Raw genomic sequence first — 18,288 nt, forward strand, 5'->3', positions numbered from 1 at the left:
TGCCGGATCTTGCTGTTTACATCGGCCACGGGCCTGATAGATTGGACGTCTATCCATCTATAACTGCCATAAGCAACATCCAACAAGGAGTGTGTGATGAAAGATGCGACCCTGGCCCTGCACCACGGCTTTTCCAACGACCCCACCACCAAAGCGGTCGCCGTGCCCATCTACCAGACGGTGGCCTACGAGTTCGAGAGCGCCCAGCACGGGGCGGATCTGTTCAATCTGGCGGTGCCGGGCAACATCTACACCCGCATCATGAACCCCACCAACGATGTGCTGGAGCAGCGGATGGCCGCGCTGGAAGGGGGGATTGCCGCGCTGGTGGTCTCGGCAGGTTCCGCCGCCATCACCTACGCCATTCAGGCGCTGACCGCCGCCGGTGACAACATTGTCTCCACGCCCCAGCTCTATGGCGGCACCTATACCTTGTTCGCCCACATGCTGCCGAGTTTCGGGGTCGAGGTGCGCTTCGCCAAAGATGACAGTGCCGAAGCCATCGCCGCCCTGATCGACGACAAGACCAAGGCGGTCTACTGCGAGAGCATCGGCAACCCGGCGGGCAACATCGTCGATTTGGCCGCGCTGGCCAAGGCAGCCCACGCCCGTGGTGTGCCGCTCATCGTCGACAACACGGTCGCCACCCCGGTGCTCTGCAAGCCCATCGAACACGGCGCCGACATCGTGGTCCACAGCCTCACCAAATATGTCGGCGGCCACGGCAACTCGCTGGGTGGCGTCATCGTCGACTCGGGCAAATTCCCTTGGGCGGATCACGCCGAGCGCTTCCCACAGCTCACCAAACCCGAACCCTCCTACCACGGGGTGGTCTACACCGAGGCCTTTGGCCCGGCTGCCTTTATCGGGCGGGTGCGTACCGTGCCGCTGCGCAATACCGGCGCGGCGCTGGCGCCGATGAACGCCTTCCTGCTGCTGCAGGGGCTGGAGACCCTGAGCCTGCGCATGGAGCGCCACGTGGATAACGCCCTGCGGGTCGCCAACCACCTCAAGCATCACCCCAAGGTGGCCTGGGTCAGCTATGCCGGTCTGCCGGGTCATCCCCACTATCTGCTGGCAGAGAAGTACATGGCCGGTCGCCCCTCGGCCATCCTCTCGTTCGGTCTGAAGGATGGCTACGAGGCGGGCGTGCGCTTCTACGATGCGCTGAAGATCTTCAAGCGGCTGGTCAATATCGGCGACGCCAAGTCGCTGGCCTGCCACCCCGCCTCCACCACCCATCGCCAGTTGAGCGAGGAGGAGCAGGCCAAGGCCGGGGTGAAACCTGAGATGATCCGGCTGTCGGTGGGGATCGAGGCGATCGAGGACATACTGGCGGATCTGGATCAGGCGCTGGAGGCCTGAGTCAGTCAGCAAGGGAGCGGGCATCAGCCCGCTCTTTTTTAGCCATCGGTGAACCGCCCTCCTCACCCGCTCGTATACCCCATCCTGCCACCGAATCGAGGTCGTTATGATAGTCCTGCACCACCTGAACAAATCCCGCTCCCAGCGCATCATCTGGCTGCTCGAAGAGCTGGGCCAGCCCTATGAGATCAAGGCGTATCAGCGCGATGCCACCACCTTTCTGGCACCGCCCGAGCTCAAAGCCATCCACCCCCTCGGCAAGTCGCCGGTCATCGAGTTCGACGGCCGGGTGCTGGCGGAATCGGGCGCCATCACCGAGTACCTGATTGCCCGCCATGCCCCGGATCGGCTGGCACCGGCACCAGATAGCCCGGAGTATCCCGAATATCTGCAGTGGCTCCACTTTGCCGAGAGCTCCGGCATTCTGCCGCTGCTGCTAGACATGTTCGTGCGCAAGGATGGCAGCCCGATGCGCTTCCTGCCGGACTACGCCAAGGCGGAGTGTGCCAAGGTGCTGGGCTACCTCAATGAGGTACTGGCGAATCGCCACTATCTGGTGGGGGATCGCCTCTCCGGCGCCGACATCATGAACTCCTTCCTGGTGGATCTGCTGGCGCAAAGCGGCCAGCTAGCCCACTTCCCGCATCTGCAAGCCTACTGGCAGCGCCTCAATACCCATCCGGCCCGTCAGAAGGCGGTAGAGCTGGAGCGCGAGCTGGATCAGCGCCCCTGACCGAACAACCATCATGCAAAACGCCCCGACAGTCGGGGCGTTTTTGTTATGCAGCGAGCGCGGTTTACTTGGTCGCGGGCACCTTGTCCCGGCGCGACTTCCACCACCATCTCAAGCGGATCTGGGAGATAAGCATCCCCGCCAACATCAGGGCGCAACCGGCAATGGCGCGCTCATCCAGCGTCTCACCCAGCAGCAACACGCCCCCCACGGCGGCGAAGACGGTCTCCAGACTGAGGATGATGGCGGCGTGGGCCGGATGAGCGCCCCGCTGCCCCACCACCTGCAGGGTATAACCGACCCCGACCGACACCAGCCCGGCATAGAGCAGCGCCTGCCAACCGGCCACGGCACCGCTAACAGTCGGGGTTTCGATAACAAAAGCAGTGGCAAGGCTGAGCAGGCCGCAGACTATGAACTGCACCCCGGCGAGCTTGATGGGAGCAACCCGGTTGGAGTAGTGATCCACCAGCAGCAGATGCACAGCCCAGAACAGGGCACCAACTACCTGCAACAGATCGCCAAAGCCGATGGTGAACTCGTCGGTGACGCTCAACACATAGAGACCGGCCAGTGCGATGATGGCGCCGATCCAGGTATTGAGGCCACTCTTGTGACGCAGCAGCAGCCCCAGTACCGGCACCAGAATGATGTAGAGCCCGGTGATGAAACCGGCCTTGGCGGCAGTGGTATAGAGCAGCCCCACCTGCTGCAGGGAGGCGGCACAGAACAGCACCAGCCCGGCCAGCACACCACCGATCAGAAGTTGGCGATGGTCGCCCGCGACGGCAACAGGTTGTCGGGATTTGAGCCACCAGAGCAGCGGTAGCAGGGAGAGGGCGCCGAGCAGAAAGCGTAGGCCATTGAAGGTATAGGGCCCCATGTGATCCATCCCGAGGCGCTGGGCGACAAAGCCCATACCCCAGATGGTGGCAGCCATCAGCAACATCAGATTGGAGCGCATGGCGATTCTTCCTTAAATCGGCGCGTGACGGGTTATCCGATCCAAGATACCCGCCTCCCTATCCTCTTGTCTCCACTCTTTGTCTTCGCTCTCGCTCTCCACGTCTGCATCGCACTGCTTTTGAGCACCGCGAGTGTTACAGCAACGAAGGCTTGGTGAACACGGCCAACAGGGCAATCAGTAGCAGATTGCCCCGCAGGATCCACACCACCCGGAAGTGCTGCTGGATGGAGATCATCGGCGCCTTGCCCAGACGCAGGGCGCGACGCCAGCGATAGAAGAGGCGGCTGGGATAAACGAGGGAGCCGACAATCAGCAGAAACAGCCCCATCTTGAGGCCGTGGGCAGGATGGGCAAAGATCTCTGCCACCGAGCTGGCATGCTCGAGGGCCAGCAGACACCCGGTGGCAAAGATGGAGAAGAGCGCCAGCGCAGCCACCCCATCTGCCAGCAGCAGGCGGCGCACTCGCAGCATGTTCAGGCCGCGCCGAAAGATCAGATACTCGACACAGAGGGCAAGGATTAGCACCGCTATGCTGCCATAATGAATCATTGAGAGCAGAGTGTGGTTCAGCATCGGAAACATCTCATTTTCTGCCTTTAGACGAGCCGCACCGCATCATATATGCTGGTGTCACCCGAGACGAAAAGGATCTGTTCATGTCCCCCGCCAAGCCCAAGAACACTTGGTCTTTGATCACCCGCATGCGGCTGGGCCTCCTCTTGCTCTTTATCCCTGTGTTGCTGCTCGGCAGCATCTACTACCTGCATATGGAGCGCACCCTGCGCCACGAGCAGCAACAATATCTGATTGCTCGCAACACCCAGTATTTCCATACCCTGATCGAACCCTATCTGGCGACCCTCAAACGCCAGTTTACGCTCATTTATCAGCAGGTAAATTATCGGGATTTCAGCGGCCCGGAGATCCTTAACGGCGAGCGCTACCTGCAACAGTGGCAGGCCTATCACAAGGTGATGGAGCTCGATTACGTCTACGTGGGCACCGAGCATCGCAAGATGCTGATCCACCCATCCTGGCAGGCCGACGAGAAGTTCGATCCCAGAACCCGCCCCTGGTATCTGCTGGCATCCAGCCATCCCGGACAGATTGTCTGGACCGATCCTTATTACGACTACACCTTGGGCACCCTCACCATGGCGCTGGCTAGGGTGATTGAAGATCCTGACGGCCAGCGGGTTGGCGTACTCTCGCTGGATACCCAGCTCACCCCCCTCGCCAGCTGGCTAAACAGTCGGCATGCTCAGAGTCACCATCTGGGCAAGGGCTATCAGCTCCTGCTCAACCATGACGGGCTGGTGCTGGCCCATCCGGATCGCGAACGGGTATTCAAACCCCTCGCCCACCCCGACTGGCTGGCCCGGATGCAACAGCCGCAGGGCTTTTTCCTCGATGATGCCAGCGGCCTGATGGTCTCCTACTACAGCATCCCCGAGCAGCGCTGGATCCTGCTCAGCGTCGAGCCGACTGCCAGCATGCAGCAGGTGATCGACAGCGTCTCCATCAACGTGCAGCTGATGATTGCCGTCGCCTGCATTCTCTATCTGCTGCTGGCCCTGCTCTGGTCCCGTTACTTCCGCCGGATGCTGGGGGAGATCACCCTGCTGATCCGCGCCAGCCGCTCCGGCGGTATCGCCTACAACGGCCGCCGCATGCTGGAGCTGGCCAAGGTCTATGAAGAGATGGATGCCGCCAGTCAGGACTTTGCCCAGATCCGCCTGCAAGCCCATCAGGACAAACTCACCGGGCTCTACAACCGCCGCTTCTTCGACGAGTGCCTGCAAAAGCAGCTCAACAGTGGCGCCCCCTTCGGGGTGGTGATGTTCGATCTGGATGATTTCAAACGGGTCAACGATACCCACGGCCATCAGGCGGGGGATGTGGTGCTCAAGCGGGTGAGCAAGCTGGGCATGAATCTGTTCCACGAGTGGGGCTGGTTCTGCCGCTATGGCGGCGAGGAGCTGGTGCTGATCTTCCGTTACGGCGAAGAGCAGCCGATGCTTCCCTCACTGCTGGAAGCGTTCCGGCTCGGGGTGGAGCAACTGGAGTGGCGCGAACCCAATCTCACTATCACCATCAGCGGCGGGGTGGCCTTCAGCCGCTCCGGGCTCTCGGCCAAAGAGCTGGTGGAGCTGGCCGACAAGGGGGTCTATCAAGCCAAGCGGGAGGGGAAAAACCGTATCTGTTTCCCGCTGCGCCACCCCCCTCACCAGAGTGCCGAGGAGGAAGTGCCCGCCTTTGGCGAGCCTCAGCAACAAACCAACGAGGGGTAGCCACAGCGGCCAGCATCAACCACAACGTCGTCAGTAAAAACAAAGAGAGAGGCTCCTGCCTCTCTCTTTGTTTTTCGTGCTTCTTGCCGCACGTTAAGCCTGTGTGACGCACGACTCAGCGCTGCCACTCCCACACCAGCCAACCCAGCTCCTCGGCTTGCTGGCGCAGCGCGGGGGCAGGATTGACCGCATGGGGATGGCTAACCGCCCGCAGCATGGGCAGATCGTTATGGGAGTCGCTGTAGCCAAAGCTCCCCTGCCAGAGGTGGTCCCTGCCGGCAAACAGCTGGTTGATGCGGGCCACCTTGCCCTCGCGAAAGCTGAGGGTGCCGCGGGTCTGGCCGGTCAACATCCCCTCCTCCTCATCGAGCAAAATGGCGACGCAGTGATCCATCCCCAGCATCTTCGCCATGGGCGCCACCAGATGCTCGCCGGAGGCGGAGATGAGCACCAGATCGTCGCCCCGCTCCCGATGCCATTCGATACGCGTCAACCCCTCGGGGTAGAGGCGCTCGCGCAGCACCTGCTCGGCAAAGCGGGCACAGAGCGAGTCGAGCCACTGGCGCGTCTTGCCCGCCAGCGGTTGCAGGGTGAAGGCCATGTACTGGTGCATATCCATCTTGCCCTGATGGTAGAGGGACATCATGGCCTGCTCCTCGGCGATCATGCTGGCGGGGGCCAGCTCCTCGGCCACCATGTACTCCAGCCAGAGGCTGGCGGAATCCCCGGCAATCAGGGTCTCGTCCAGATCAAACAGTGCCAGTGCCATGGGCGCTCCTCGCAGTGAAAATGGAAATGAAATGCGGCCTCATGCTACCTCACAGAGTTGATCCCGGGCCACCGCCAGAGTCACGGCACTGCCGGTGGCCAGCAGATCGCCAGCCGAGCGGTTGAGGCAATCCACCGTCAACAGCCCCGCCTCGCACTCCACCTGATAGCGGATCACGTTGCCGAGCAGCTGTTGCTGGCGAATGATGCCGGGCAGGCTGGGCTCGCTGCTGGTCGCTCCGGCGGGCAGCAGGGTGATGGACTCTGGCCGCAGCGCCAGCTTGCCCTGAAAACGGGGGCCGAACAGCGACTTGCCCTGCTCGGCGCCAAGCAGGTTGTAGTTGCCGATAAAGCTCGCCACAAACTCGCTGGCGGGACGGGTATAGATCTCCTCCGGCGTGCCGCTCTGGACGATGGATCCCTTGTTCATCAGGAAGATCCGATCCGACATGGTCAGCGCCTCCTCCTGATCGTGGGTCACGAAGATGGTAGTGAGCTCAAGGCGCTGCTGGATCTCGCGGATCTGCTGGCGCAGGCTGCGGCGGATGCGGGCATCCAGCGCCGAGAGCGGCTCGTCCAGCAGCAGGATCCGCGGCTGCACCACCAGAGCCCGGGCCAGCGCCACCCGCTGGCGCTGGCCACCGGAGAGCTCGGCCGGATAGCGGCGCTCGAAACCGGTCAGCTCCACCAGCTCCAACGCCTCCTGCACGCTGGCGGCGAGATCCCGTCCTGGCTGCGGTTTCATCTTGAGGCCGAAGGCAACGTTGTCCCACACCGTCATGTTGGGGAAGAGCGCATAACTCTGGAACACCATGCCGATGCCCCGCTTCTGGGGTTCCTGCCAGGTGATATCTTCACCGGCCACCCGCACCTGACCGCCATCCACCGGGGTGAGCCCGGCCAGCGCCCGCAGCAGGGTGGACTTGCCACAGCCGGAGGGGCCGAGCAAGGTCACCAACTCCCCCTTACGGATACCGAATTCGATCCCCTCGAATACCCGGGTGTCGCCGTAGGATTTGTGTAGTTGATTCACTTCTAGATGGAACATGTTGATTCACCGATGAAATCTGTTGGCCGCCCAGGTGAGCAGCAGGGTCAGCAGGAAGTAGCTCATCACCAGCGCACTGGTGAAGTGGCCCGAAGTGGCGCGCATGTTGTAGAGGTAGACCTGCAGGGTCTCGTAACGGGTGCCCACCAGCATGTTGGCAAACACGAACTCGCCGAGCAGGAAGGAGAGGGAGAGAAACAGCGCCGCCAGCAGCCCCTTGCGCAGACAGGGGATCACCACCAACAGGAAGGCGCGTCGACTACTTGCCCCCAGCAGATGGGCGGCATCCATCAGATCTTTCAGCGGCACCCCCTGCAAACTGTTGGCCAGCGCCCGGTACATAAAGGGGAGCACCACGGTGAACCAGGTGCCGATCAGGATCCATGGCGTGCCGATAATCGGCAGCGGGCCGTCGGCGTAGATCTGCAGCAGCCCCACCGACGAGACCACCGGCGGCACCGCGAAGGGGAGCAGGATCAGCAGGTTCATCCAGGGATCCAGCTTCGGGAAGTAGTAGGCCACCACCAGCACGGTCGGCACCAGCACTAGCGTGCCCAGCAGCAGGGTGGCGAAGCAGACCAGCAGACTGCGGCCAAACGCCGCCAGAAAGCGTGGATCGCCCCACAGTTTGAGGTACCAGTCGAGGGTGAAGCCATCCGGCAGCAGGGTCGCCCCCCAGCGGGTGGAGATGGAGTAGAGAAACGTGGCCAGCAGGGGCAGCAACAGGGTGGCAACCAGTCCAGCCAGTACCCACTTGGGCCAGCGCGGCGTCAAATCATGCATGTGATTGCCCCTTGTTCACATAGCTCTTTTTCAGCAGCCATTGGTTGGCGGCCGTCACTACCCCCAGTAGCACCATCAGGATCACCGCCAGCGCCGCCGCCATATTGGGCTCGAGGAAGATGTCACCGGAGACCAGACTGGCCACCCGGATGGTCACCAGATTGAAGTTGCCGGTGGTAAGGGCGTAGGCGGAGGCATAGGCCCCCACCGCGTTGGCAAACAGGATGATCAGGGTGCCAAGCAGCGCAGGCGTCAGCACCGGCAGTGCCACGTGCCACACATACTGCCCCTTGCTCGCCCCCAGCAGCGCGGCGGCCTGCGGCCACTCATCCTGCAACGCATCGAACGCTGGGTAGAGCAGCAGCAGGGCGAGCGGGATCTGGAAGTAGGTGTAGATGAGGATAAGGCCGCTGCCCGAGTAGAGGTTGAAGCCGTCGATCAGCCCCCAGGATTTCAGCAGCAGGGTCACCGCACCATTGATGCCGAGAATGATGATAAAGGCGAACGCCAGCGGCACGCCGCTGAAGTTGCCGGTCATGGTGACAAAGGCCAGCAGCAGCCGCTTGACCCGCTCGCCGCTGTGGCGCAGCGCCGCCGCCCCGAGCGTGCCGATGGCAAGCCCCGCCAGACTGGCGATACCGGCGATGCGCAATGAGTTGCCGAACGATTGCAGGTAGAAGGGGGAGCTCAAAATCTCCCGGTAGTAGTCAAGGCCCCAACCATCGGGGGTCTGAAAGCTGCCCACCAGCACCCACACCATGGGGGCGAGCTGGAACAGGATCATCAGCAGGATAAACGGCAGCAGCACCAGTGCGGGCAGCCAGTGGCGGCGCACCTTGTGCTTGGTTGCCACGGGTTGATCCTCGAGGATCTCGGTGGTTGCAGGCATCATCAGTGTACCTCGCGCATAAAGGCCGCCTTGAGCAGCGGTGGCGCTGCCGGCTTGTCGTGGGGAATACCCAGCAGATCGGCCATCAGGGCGCAGAGCTGGGTCTGGGCGATCGCCACCCCATCCGGCCAGCGCTCGATAAAGGCATCGCCAAACAACCAGAGCGGCACGGTGCGCTCTTCAGGCAGGGTGCCGCCGTGGCTCAGGTCGTTGTTCATACCGTGATCCGAGGTGATCACCACCTGATACCCCTCCGCCAGCCACTGGGGCAGCAGGTCGGCCAACAGGCTGTCCATCCGGCGCGCCTGATTGCGGTACTGGCGTGAATCGAGGCCAAACTTGTGGCCAGCGTCATCCACCCCCATCGGGTGGATCAGCAGAAAATCGGGGTCATATTGGGTTCTGAGCCATTCCCCATCCATCAGCAGATGGCTGTCGGGATAGTTGTCATCCCAGTAGAAGCAGCCGTGCTGGATCGGCAGTTGCTCATCGTGGGTGAAGCGATCGCGGGCCGCCAGCCAGGGGCTCTTGTTGTAAAGCTCGCTCACCCAGTAGTAGGCCGCCGCTGCGGTGCGTTTACCCGCGGCGCGGGCCAGATTGAAAATGGAGTCATGCAGACTGAGACGACTCACCCCGTTGTGGGTGATACCGCTCGCCACCGGCGGTACGCCGGTCAGGATGCACTCGTAGAGAGGCCGGGAGAGGGATGGCAGGGCGCAGCTGAGGGTCGTATAGAGGCCGCGCTCCGCCTCCACCATGCCTGCGAGGTAGCCCATCCCATGGGCTACCCCGGCAGATAGGCCATCCACAAGTACCACTATCACCTTGTGTTGCACTGGCCGCTCCTTACTGCATGTAGATCATGACGTTCTCTTGCCACTGACGCGGCAGGGCCTTGGAGCTCTGCTCCCAGGCGGCGTGATCCTGCACCGGCTTGGCCTTGGCATACTGCTCGGCCGGCAGCAGCTTGGCCTTCACGTCATCCGGCAGCGCAACGTTGCTGCGGATCGGGCGGGCATAGCCACGGGCCAGGTTGATCTGACCGGCATCGGAGAGGATGTATTCCCGCGCCAGCTTGGCGGCGTTGGGGTTCTTGGCCCACTTGTTGATGATGGTGGTGTAACCGGCGATGACGGAGCCGTCACTCGGGATCACCACATCAAACTTCTTGGGGTCGATCTGGTCGCGGTAGTTGAGGGCGTTGAAGTCCCACAGCACACCCACTTCCACCTCACCCTTCTCGATGTTGGCGATGGTGGGATCGTTCAGGGAGAGACGACCCTGCTTGGCCAGCTGACCGAACAACTCCAGGGCGGGCTTGAGATTCTTCTCGCTACCACCGGTGGCATAGGCCGCCGCCAGCACGCCGTTGTTGGCCTGAGAGGCAACGCCCACGTCACCCAGGGTCACCTTGTAGTCGCCACCCAGCAGGGATTGCCAGCTGGTGGGGGCTGCCTTGACCAGATCCTTGTTGATCAGAAAGGCGATGGTGCCGGTATAGGCCAGCATCCAGTGACCGTCCGCATCCTTGGCCCAGTTGGGAATGTCAGCCCAGGTGGAAGGCTTGTAGGGTTGGGTAACCCCCTGCTTGACCGCAACCGGACCGAAGGCGCCGCCCACGTCACCGATATCGGCGGTGGCATTGGCCTTCTCGGCGGCGAACTTGGCGATCTCCTGCGCCGAGCTCATATCGGTATCCTGATGTTTGATGCCGTAGATGCTGCCCAGCTGCTGCCAGGTATCCTTCCAGTTGGCCCAGCTGTCGGGCATACCGATGCTGTGGAGCTGGCCTTCGCCGCGAGCGGCCTTCTCAAGATCTGCGATATTTTCGGCGGCATAGCTATTTGTGGCAAACAACGGTTGGCTGATGGCCACCATGGCCAGTGCACTTGCGATCACGCTTTTCATCATCCCATCCCTCTGGACTAGGTCAGTTAAGGTTCGAGAGGGATGCTAGAGGGGAATTGTGACGGTGGCGGGGCGCTTTAATGTCAGTTTGATGACAATCATCCTGTCATGGCGCTGTCATCCACAGCAGTTACAACTCTGAACCCGAGTGAGGCTGGACTACTCCAGTAAGGGATTGGCCAGCCACCCGCCTTCTGAATAAGCAACAGGGACAAGAGTGTGACCGAGCCGAGATTGAGCGAGCAGAGAGTGAACGAACAGAGCATAGCCGATGGCCGCTCCTCCTCCAAGTGCGAACAGATTTGCCAGACCCTGCGCCGCTATATCGGCAGCGGCCAATTGGGGGCCGGGCAGCAGCTGCCCGCCGAACGGGCCCTGAGCGAGCGTTTCGCCACCACCCGCATCACCATCAAGGAGGCGCTCTCCAGCCTCGAAGCAGACGGCCTTATCTACCGGGCCGAGCGGCGCGGCTGGTTTGTGGCACCACCCCGCCTCACCTACGATCCCGCCATCCACACTCACTTTCACCAGTGGATCGGCGAACAACAACGCACCGCCGAAACCCGGGTGCTGGCCCACGGCAGCGAGCTTGCCAGCAGCGAGCTGTGCCGCTGGATGGGGCTGGAACCCTTTACTCCACTTTATGAGATCCGCCGCCAGCGGCTGATCGACGGCCGCCCGGTGCTCCATGTCAGCCACCATCTGCTGGCGAGTCGCTTTCCCGATATCGCCAGCGCACCGCTGGCCAGCTCCCTCACCGAGCTCTATCAGCAGCGCTATGGCATAGGCCAGGGCGGGGCGAGTCTCGAGATCACCCCCTCGGCGGCACGCGGCGCCATCGCCCGCGCCCTCAATCTGGCGGAGGGGAGCGCGGTACTGCGGCTGGTGCGGGTCAATTACGACGAGCGAGGCGGTCTGGTGGATTGCGATATCGAGCACTGGCGGCCGGATGCCATCCGCATTTGTCTGGATACGCGAGCATTGCAGCCGCTCGCAGGCAAGCTGCAACAAACCCGGGTCGCCGATTAGACTCCAGCCAACAGAGCGGATCCCGCAGGATCCGCCGGGATCAGTTGTCGATATTGGGGATCATGTCGTCGAAGCTCTGGTAGCCGCAGTCGGCCAGTTGCAGCGACATGGTGTAGGTCTTGGCGTGCTCCTGCTGGCCGATGGCGGGGCGGTTGAGCTTGATCTCCTGATGCCAGTACTCCTTCATCCGGTCGATCAGCGCCATCGCCTCTCCCTCGTTGAGGTGCAGCTGGCAGAGCGCCATATAGTTGTTCGACTTGTGCATGTTCTCCACCAGATACTCCCCCAGCACCGACATTGCCTGCCGTGCCTGCTGGCGGGCGAAACGGCTGTGCTGCTCGAAGCTGATCCGCTCGCTGATGAGGAAGTGGTAACTGTTGTCGATACCGAGTTGCAAAATGCCGAGCTTCTCCAGCTTGCGCAGATAGAGGTAGCAGGAGGCATCGGTCAAGCCGTACTCCCGCTTGAGATCGATCAGCGTCTTGTCGCGCCAGAAGATATTGGCGAGAAAGGCGTAGAGCCCCGGCTCGTTGTGAAACGCCTCGTCCTGCTCCTGAGTGAAGACGGCGCGGCGACTCTGGGCGTCCTGAGTGCGATCCAGCAACTCCTCGAACGAGAGCCCCACCAGATGGCAGATCTCCAGCAGGGTATCGAACGGCAGCGAGGGCTTGTTCATCATCCGTTTCACGGTCGCGATGGAGACACCCATGGCTTCTGCCAGGGTCTGATAGCGGATCCCCTTGTCGGTCAGAGTCTTCTTCAGGGTGTCGAGAATATTGTTGGCCAGGGTCTGGCTGTAGGTCATGCCACTCTTCCTTGTTATCGCACTTTCATTGCATGGTTATGCCGAGTCAGCTTCTGACCTGTTTTTACCTTCAAGGCTCAGATATTGACACCGAAAAAACAGCCTAGAGAAAAAATCGCCTACAACGCCCATCAGGACAGACCAGTTGAACGATGAGGTCTCAGAATGTGACACCAGACAGTGCATATCTTTCAACCCGCAAACATTTTGCTAGTGCTGCATAGAACATCGCGCATAATCGAAACGTATCGAATTCAAGACCCTTCCTGGTTGAGAAATCGATTGTTTGCTTCCAAATTTTTATCTTTTAAACCGTAAGGTTTTTTCTCTTTCCTGGCATTGGGCGGCGCTGATAGCACCGCCCTTTTCTTTTCCCTGAATTCGCAGGTCAGGTCAAGGGCCCCGGCAAGGGGAAGTGTCACCGGCCACCCGCCGCCCACTGATGCGCCAGCCACCACGACCGTTCTGGCAAGGTATCCTAAACGATCATCAATACCGTGTTATTGCCATTCAATATATTTTAATGGCTTGCTTGGAAAGCTTCGCCAAATATAGAAAGGAATATAATCAAGTTATTTAAAACTCCAAAAACCTATCTTTTAAATGGCTTTTGTATATAAGAAAACAATATTAATCAGACCGCACACCCCATATCTGATTATCACACATCATGCCACTCCAACGAGTGCTGCCGGGAGAAATGAAAAGTCACCCACAAGAACCCATCCGCGTATCTGGTGGGCAACATGGCCTACGCATAAACAGCCTCAAAAGACCACCAAAAGCCACAATGGGAACAATCCCAAACCTCAAAAAGAGCAAAAAACAGGCAAAAAGATAGATTTTTTTCTCATGGTTTCACCTTGTGATGCGTTCAAAAATAATCGAAAAGAACCTGATGCCAATCAGTGACATCTGAGATGCCAATTTTTAGACAGCTCATCATGGCCACGCTCAAATGAAAATTTAATACCAATACAAATCAATAACATAGAATCAAAGTCTAACTCTCAGCCTGTCATTTGCCTCACCAGTTAATTATTTAAACCTCAATAAAGCTAAAACTCTAATAACACCATTTATTAAACAAAATGCCCCTGTTTGCAGCCAGTCATATTTAGAAAAATGGGGAAATCACTCTCTTGTTATTCAGAAATGTGCTGACTATACTGCGGCCCCTCTGTGAAAGCAGAGCGATGACGGAAATATAAAAAGCTTCATGGATTGAGCAATATAAATCACACGCAGTTCACGCAACACAAGGTTATTTATCCATGAACAAGTTTAATAAAATTGCCGCATTCTCCCTGCTTGCTCTGGCCATGAATGGCGGCGCCCATGCCGAAGGCTGGTATGCAGGTCTGGATCTGACCACCTCCAAGATGGATCTCGACGGTGACCTCCAGCGCGTTTATGACGCCAAGCTCATCGATGACCAACTCGACGGCGGCAGCCTGATCGTAGGTTACAGCTTCAAACCCTGGTTGGCCGTTGAAGGTGGCCTGCACGCCCAACAGATGGATCAGCTGACCTGGGTGACCTCCCCGATTGCAACCGGCTTTGCCGACACCACCATCGAAACCCGCAGCATCAGCCTGGCAGCCAAGCTGAGTCAGCCGCTGGCCTGGGGCTTCAGCGCCTATGCCAAACCGGGTATCGCCTACACCCGCACCGAAGTGGAGGTTGTCGGCAACGCCACCCTCCTCGGTTTCAGCGGTCAGGTAAACGAGAGCGCAACCAAGAGCAAGGTACACCCCAATCTGGAAGTAGGTCTGGACTACGCCTTCAACGACCACTTCTCTGCCGGTATCGGTTACGAGCGCCAGTTCGACGCCCTGAGCCTGGGTGACGAGCACTACTCACTGGATACCTTCAAGCTGGGTCTGCGCTACCACTTCTAAGTCGCGCCGCGTCAGTCACAATACAAAAGGGCCGCAGGTTTCAAACCTGCGGCCTTTTTTACTGCTCTTCTTTCCGAGCCCTGCGCGTTAGCAGATCTGGTCTTTACCCAACTGCTTGGCCTGATAGAGCGCCCGATCGGCACGCACCATCAGGCTCTCCTTCTGCTCATCCTGCTGATACTCCGCCAGCCCGAAGCTCATGGTAGCGGGCGCATGGGGGCAGATGGGCTCGCTCGCCATCAATGCCTGAAACTTGCTCGCCACCACCAGGGCATCCTCGCGGCCGGTGTTGGGCAACAACACCATAAACTCGTCACCGCCCCAGCGGGCCAGCAGATCGATCTCGCGGATATGGCGGCGCACCAGCGCCACTATGTTGATCAGAGTCTGATCCCCGGCGTTGTGGCCATAGCTATCGTTGATCTGCTTGAAGTTGTCCACATCCATGGCGATCACCGTAAACGGCTGATGGAAGCGGCGCGCCCGCTCACACTCCAGCTGCAACGCCCGCTCCAGCCGATAGCGACTGGCGGCGCCAGTCAGGGCATCGGTCTCTGCCAGCAGACGGTTCTCCTCGGCTTTCTGTTGCAGCGCCTCGTTGAGTCGCACCAGCTCGGCGGTGCGCTCGGCAACCTGCTGCTCCAGCGACTGATTGCGCCGCTCCAGCTGCTCCAGCAACAACTTGCTGGCGTGGATATCGCGATGGGCACCGATCATCCGCGCCACAGACCCGTCGGGATTGCGCTCAATGATGCGGCCGCAATCCTCAATCCAGAGGTAACTGCCATCCCGGCAGCGGCAACGATACTCGGCGCGATACTCATGGGCGCTGCCGCTCAGGCAGAGATCGAACTTCGCCATCACTGCCGCCAGATCGTCGGGGTGGATCACGTTCTCCCAGGTGAAGACGGTATTGCCGAGGGAGTGAGGCTCGTAACCCAGCATCCGGTACCAGCCCGGGTTACGATAGACAAAACCGGTATTGGCATGCCAATCCCAGATGCCATCGCTGGTCACCTCCAGAATGCCATGCACCACGGCCTCGCTGACATCCGAGATCCTGATCGTGTCACTGTCCTGCACCATAGCAGTTATCCTTGTTCTTCCGCCCCGCGCCACCACGGGGAATCGCGCTGTTGTCGTGAGGCGCTACCTTGGCATATTGCAACAGAACTGTCAGCCAGAACCCCACCGCACCACCGCTTCCCAAGTTATCGGCCACTCACGGCGCAGGCTGAATCAGGGTGGCCATAAGTGTGGCTCAAGCGCGCCCCATTTACCGGATTTAACTCACGATTCAGTCATTTGGGGGATGGGAATAAATGAGGGGATACCCAGAGGCCCCACAGAGGTCACTCGGCCAGAGTCAGCCGTGTAGGTTCGATTAGCGAAGCGTAATCGGACAGCAGGAACGGCATTGCGCCCTTCTCCCGTTTATTAAAAGGGCTGGGGATGAGGGGCAGGAAAAAAAGAGAGCTCGCGGTAAACGTTGGGAGTCACTACGCTCAGCCACAACCTACACAACCGGTAGGTTGGTGCTGAGCCTACGAAGTCCAACATAAGAACTTTTTTATTCACTGGTGAAAAGCTTGAAACAGCTCAATGATTTACATATTTTTCTCAGATATGCTATCGAGACATTTTATTAGCACGATAAGTCAACATTTTATAGGGATTGTAGAATGCGTTTAAGCAAAGTTAGAGTTCAAAACTATCGAAGTATTATTGATACAGGTGAGTTTGAAGTAGAAAGGTTTAAAACAATATTGGTTGGACCAAACGAAGCAGGAAAGACTGCAATTCTTCAGGCAATTCAGCAAATTAATCCACCAGAAGGAGCGAAAGCATTTAATGCACTACGTGATTACCCTCGGGCCCTTTACACAAGGATTAGTAGGAAAGAGATTTCCCCTGACGACATTCCAGTTGTGACAGCCCACTTTGAGTTAGAGGATGCCGATCTTGAACATATGCCAGAGCAAATAAAAGGAGAGGAAATATACTACACCTTCACTAGGTACTTAAGTAATAAAGAAACCCATAACTTAGTTGGTGTTAACAATCTTAAGTATAGCGATATAAAAAATGATTTCATAAGATTAACATCTTATTTAGATAGAGAATGTGCTGAAGACACAGTTAAACCTCATACAAGTAGCCTTAATAAAATAACAAATGATTTTTCTCCATCAACAAGCTTGTGGAGTAATGCCGTTGCTTTACAAAAGTGGCTTGAAGATAAGCTACCATTGATTGATGAAGAAGATGAAAAAGAAATAACTCGCTGGGAAGAACTTAACGCAAAATTAAGCTCAGAAATAGAGTTGTACAATTTTCTTTCTTATCTTTACAAAAACAAACCAATATTTGTTCTTTATAGTAACTACTTCCGCGTGAAGCCCATTATCCACTTGGGTAATCTTGCCACACGACTAGCATCTGGCAGCCTTGATGATGATGCATATGATTATGGAAATAGTTGCTTATTAAAGCTGCTAGGCTTCACGGCACAAGAACTTTCAGAACTGGGTAAAGTATCTGATCCAAACCATACTATGACCGATCTTGACAGCTTTCGTGAAAAGCTAGACAGGCGTAGTTATGAACTTAATGCTGCAAGTGTAGAACTAACAAAACAGATTATCCGCGTATGGAATCCTGATGACAACAAAGCTGAAGCCAGTCGGCTCAAGCTAACCGCTGATGGCCAGTACCTTAAAGTTGTAGTCGAAGACAATATTGGTGTTGAAATAGAACTTGATCAACGCTCAGAGGGTTTTCAGTGGTTAGTTTCATTTTTTATTGTTTTCTTTGCAGAGGCTAAAGGAAAACATAAGAACACCATTTTGCTTCTTGATGAGCCAGGTGTAAGCCTACATGCCCTAAAGCAACGAGAATTTAGGAAAACTATTTCCATGCTCGCTGACAATAACCAAACGCTGTACTCAACTCACTCACCATTCCTTGTAGGTCCAGATGAGCTTGATATGGTAAGGGTGGTTGAGCTAACGGATAGAAATGTGGGCACTAAGGTGCATACAACTATTTCATCCAGTGACCCAGCTGCATTGTTACCACTCCAAGAGGCTCTTGGTTATGATCTAGCTCAAAGCCTATTTGCCAACCAGAGAAATTTGATTTTAGAAGGTCTGACTGACTATTGGTATATAGACGCCATTTCTAATCTATTCAAGGATAATGGTGGTTGCTATCTACAAGAAAAAATTGCGCTTGTGCCAGCTAATACTGCCAGCAAGGTCGTTTACTTCGCCACAATCCTTACCTCACACAACCTTAAAGTAGCAGCACTACTCGACTCAGATAATGCTGGTAATCAGGCTGCTCAGCAAGAAGTTTTAGTACATCGCCTCGGCAATAAAAAAATCCTTCGCACATCTGACTTTTCAGTCCCCAAAATTGAACATGCTGAAATTGAAGATTTACTGAGGACCACATTGGTTGAGATCGCAAAATCTAGTCTTGGTTGGGATATAGCTACAGCTCTAGCTAATACCGGAGAAAAGCCTATTATCGACATTTTCCAGAGAGAGATCGGTAAAGATTTTTCTAAATATAAACTTGCCAAGGCGTTCTTAAGGTGGTCAAGGGATCACTCCATGTCCGACCTATCAGCAAATGAAATTGAAGGTTGCTCAAACCTCATCAACGCTATCAATGCAGCGCTAAAATAACTAACCACTTTAAGCTTATTCGCTCGGATAAGCCTTACAGCTTTCATCTCCGTTTTTATGAAATAGATGAAACCATGATAGGTAAAAGACATTATCAAACGGCGGTAA

Annotated in this window: 16 protein-coding genes; 6 read left to right on the forward strand and 10 right to left on the reverse strand. The window is 57.4% G+C overall.

Annotated features, from left to right (window positions below; all coding sequences use genetic code 11):
* Positions 1 to 96: 96 nt before the first annotated feature.
* Positions 97 to 1,365, forward strand: coding sequence for an O-acetylhomoserine aminocarboxypropyltransferase/cysteine synthase family protein (locus AB5Y83_RS06710; RefSeq protein WP_042081222.1), 1,269 nt, complete (start codon positions 97 to 99; stop codon positions 1,363 to 1,365).
* A gap of 106 nt (positions 1,366 to 1,471) precedes the next feature.
* Complete coding sequence (locus AB5Y83_RS06715; RefSeq protein WP_164461661.1) at positions 1,472 to 2,098, forward strand: glutathione S-transferase family protein; 627 nt, start codon at positions 1,472 to 1,474, stop codon at positions 2,096 to 2,098.
* A 64-nt stretch (positions 2,099 to 2,162) separates the two neighbouring features.
* Here AB5Y83_RS06715 and AB5Y83_RS06720 read toward each other — a convergent pair whose 3' ends face one another.
* Positions 2,163 to 3,062, reverse strand: coding sequence for a DMT family transporter (locus tag AB5Y83_RS06720; RefSeq protein WP_159142688.1), 900 nt, complete (start codon positions 3,060 to 3,062; stop codon positions 2,163 to 2,165).
* Positions 3,063 to 3,198: 136 nt separating this feature from the next.
* A complete protein-coding gene (locus AB5Y83_RS06725; protein WP_005355246.1) occupies positions 3,199 to 3,639 on the reverse strand; it encodes a DUF2214 family protein in 441 nt (146 codons plus the stop codon).
* An 83-nt stretch (positions 3,640 to 3,722) separates the two neighbouring features.
* Here AB5Y83_RS06725 and AB5Y83_RS06730 point away from each other — a divergent pair, with 83 nt between their 5' ends.
* Positions 3,723 to 5,357, forward strand: a complete 1,635-nt coding sequence (locus tag AB5Y83_RS06730; protein ID WP_368174883.1) for a diguanylate cyclase — start codon at positions 3,723 to 3,725, stop codon at positions 5,355 to 5,357.
* A gap of 115 nt (positions 5,358 to 5,472) precedes the next feature.
* On the opposite strand, the gene AB5Y83_RS06735 is transcribed toward AB5Y83_RS06730, so the two are convergent.
* Genes AB5Y83_RS06735 through AB5Y83_RS06760 form a run of 6 tightly spaced genes read right to left on the reverse strand, consistent with a single transcriptional unit; the run spans position 5,473 to position 10,753 of the window.
* Complete coding sequence (locus AB5Y83_RS06735; RefSeq protein WP_368174884.1) at positions 5,473 to 6,126, reverse strand: HAD family hydrolase; 654 nt, start codon at positions 6,124 to 6,126, stop codon at positions 5,473 to 5,475.
* A 39-nt stretch (positions 6,127 to 6,165) separates the two neighbouring features.
* Positions 6,166 to 7,173, reverse strand: a complete 1,008-nt coding sequence (locus AB5Y83_RS06740; RefSeq protein ID WP_279490079.1) for an ABC transporter ATP-binding protein — start codon at positions 7,171 to 7,173, stop codon at positions 6,166 to 6,168.
* Positions 7,174 to 7,179: 6 nt separating this feature from the next.
* Positions 7,180 to 7,956, reverse strand: a complete 777-nt coding sequence (locus tag AB5Y83_RS06745) for an ABC transporter permease (protein WP_368174885.1) — start codon at positions 7,954 to 7,956, stop codon at positions 7,180 to 7,182.
* Positions 7,949 to 8,848 carry an ABC transporter permease gene (locus tag AB5Y83_RS06750; protein WP_368174886.1) on the reverse strand — a complete coding sequence of 300 codons (900 nt, stop codon included), beginning with the start codon at positions 8,846 to 8,848 and terminating at the stop codon, positions 7,949 to 7,951. The genes AB5Y83_RS06745 and AB5Y83_RS06750 overlap by 8 nt, the downstream gene beginning before the upstream one ends.
* The gene (locus tag AB5Y83_RS06755; RefSeq protein ID WP_368174887.1) at positions 8,848 to 9,681 is read right to left on the reverse strand and encodes an alkaline phosphatase family protein; all 834 of its coding nucleotides are present in this window, start codon (positions 9,679 to 9,681) and stop codon (positions 8,848 to 8,850) included. Before AB5Y83_RS06755 ends, AB5Y83_RS06750 begins: the two co-directional genes overlap by 1 nt.
* A gap of 10 nt (positions 9,682 to 9,691) precedes the next feature.
* On the reverse strand, positions 9,692 to 10,753 hold the full coding sequence (locus AB5Y83_RS06760) for an ABC transporter substrate-binding protein (RefSeq protein ID WP_368174900.1): 1,062 nt from the start codon (positions 10,751 to 10,753) through the stop codon (positions 9,692 to 9,694).
* 198 nt (positions 10,754 to 10,951) lie between these two features.
* Between AB5Y83_RS06760 and AB5Y83_RS06765 the strand changes: the two genes are divergently transcribed.
* Positions 10,952 to 11,782, forward strand: a complete 831-nt coding sequence (locus AB5Y83_RS06765) for a UTRA domain-containing protein (RefSeq protein ID WP_368174901.1) — start codon at positions 10,952 to 10,954, stop codon at positions 11,780 to 11,782.
* 40 nt (positions 11,783 to 11,822) lie between these two features.
* Here the strand turns inward: AB5Y83_RS06765 and AB5Y83_RS06770 are convergent, their stop codons facing one another.
* The gene (locus tag AB5Y83_RS06770; protein WP_005336490.1) at positions 11,823 to 12,587 is read right to left on the reverse strand and encodes a helix-turn-helix transcriptional regulator; all 765 of its coding nucleotides are present in this window, start codon (positions 12,585 to 12,587) and stop codon (positions 11,823 to 11,825) included.
* 1,274 nt (positions 12,588 to 13,861) lie between these two features.
* Here AB5Y83_RS06770 and AB5Y83_RS06775 point away from each other — a divergent pair.
* Positions 13,862 to 14,488: a porin family protein gene (locus AB5Y83_RS06775; protein WP_245095609.1), complete on the forward strand. Its 627-nt coding sequence runs from the start codon at positions 13,862 to 13,864 to the stop codon at positions 14,486 to 14,488.
* 87 nt (positions 14,489 to 14,575) lie between these two features.
* Here the strand turns inward: AB5Y83_RS06775 and AB5Y83_RS06780 are convergent, their stop codons facing one another.
* On the reverse strand, positions 14,576 to 15,574 hold the full coding sequence (locus AB5Y83_RS06780) for a sensor domain-containing diguanylate cyclase (protein WP_058057085.1): 999 nt from the start codon (positions 15,572 to 15,574) through the stop codon (positions 14,576 to 14,578).
* A gap of 596 nt (positions 15,575 to 16,170) precedes the next feature.
* Here AB5Y83_RS06780 and AB5Y83_RS06785 point away from each other — a divergent pair.
* Complete coding sequence (locus AB5Y83_RS06785; RefSeq protein WP_368174888.1) at positions 16,171 to 18,180, forward strand: AAA family ATPase; 2,010 nt, start codon at positions 16,171 to 16,173, stop codon at positions 18,178 to 18,180.
* Positions 18,181 to 18,288 lie beyond the last annotated feature (108 nt).

The organism is Aeromonas sp. R5-4 (assembly GCF_040908215.1).
In the GTDB taxonomy this organism is placed as follows: Bacteria; Pseudomonadota; Gammaproteobacteria; order Enterobacterales; family Aeromonadaceae; genus Aeromonas; species Aeromonas veronii.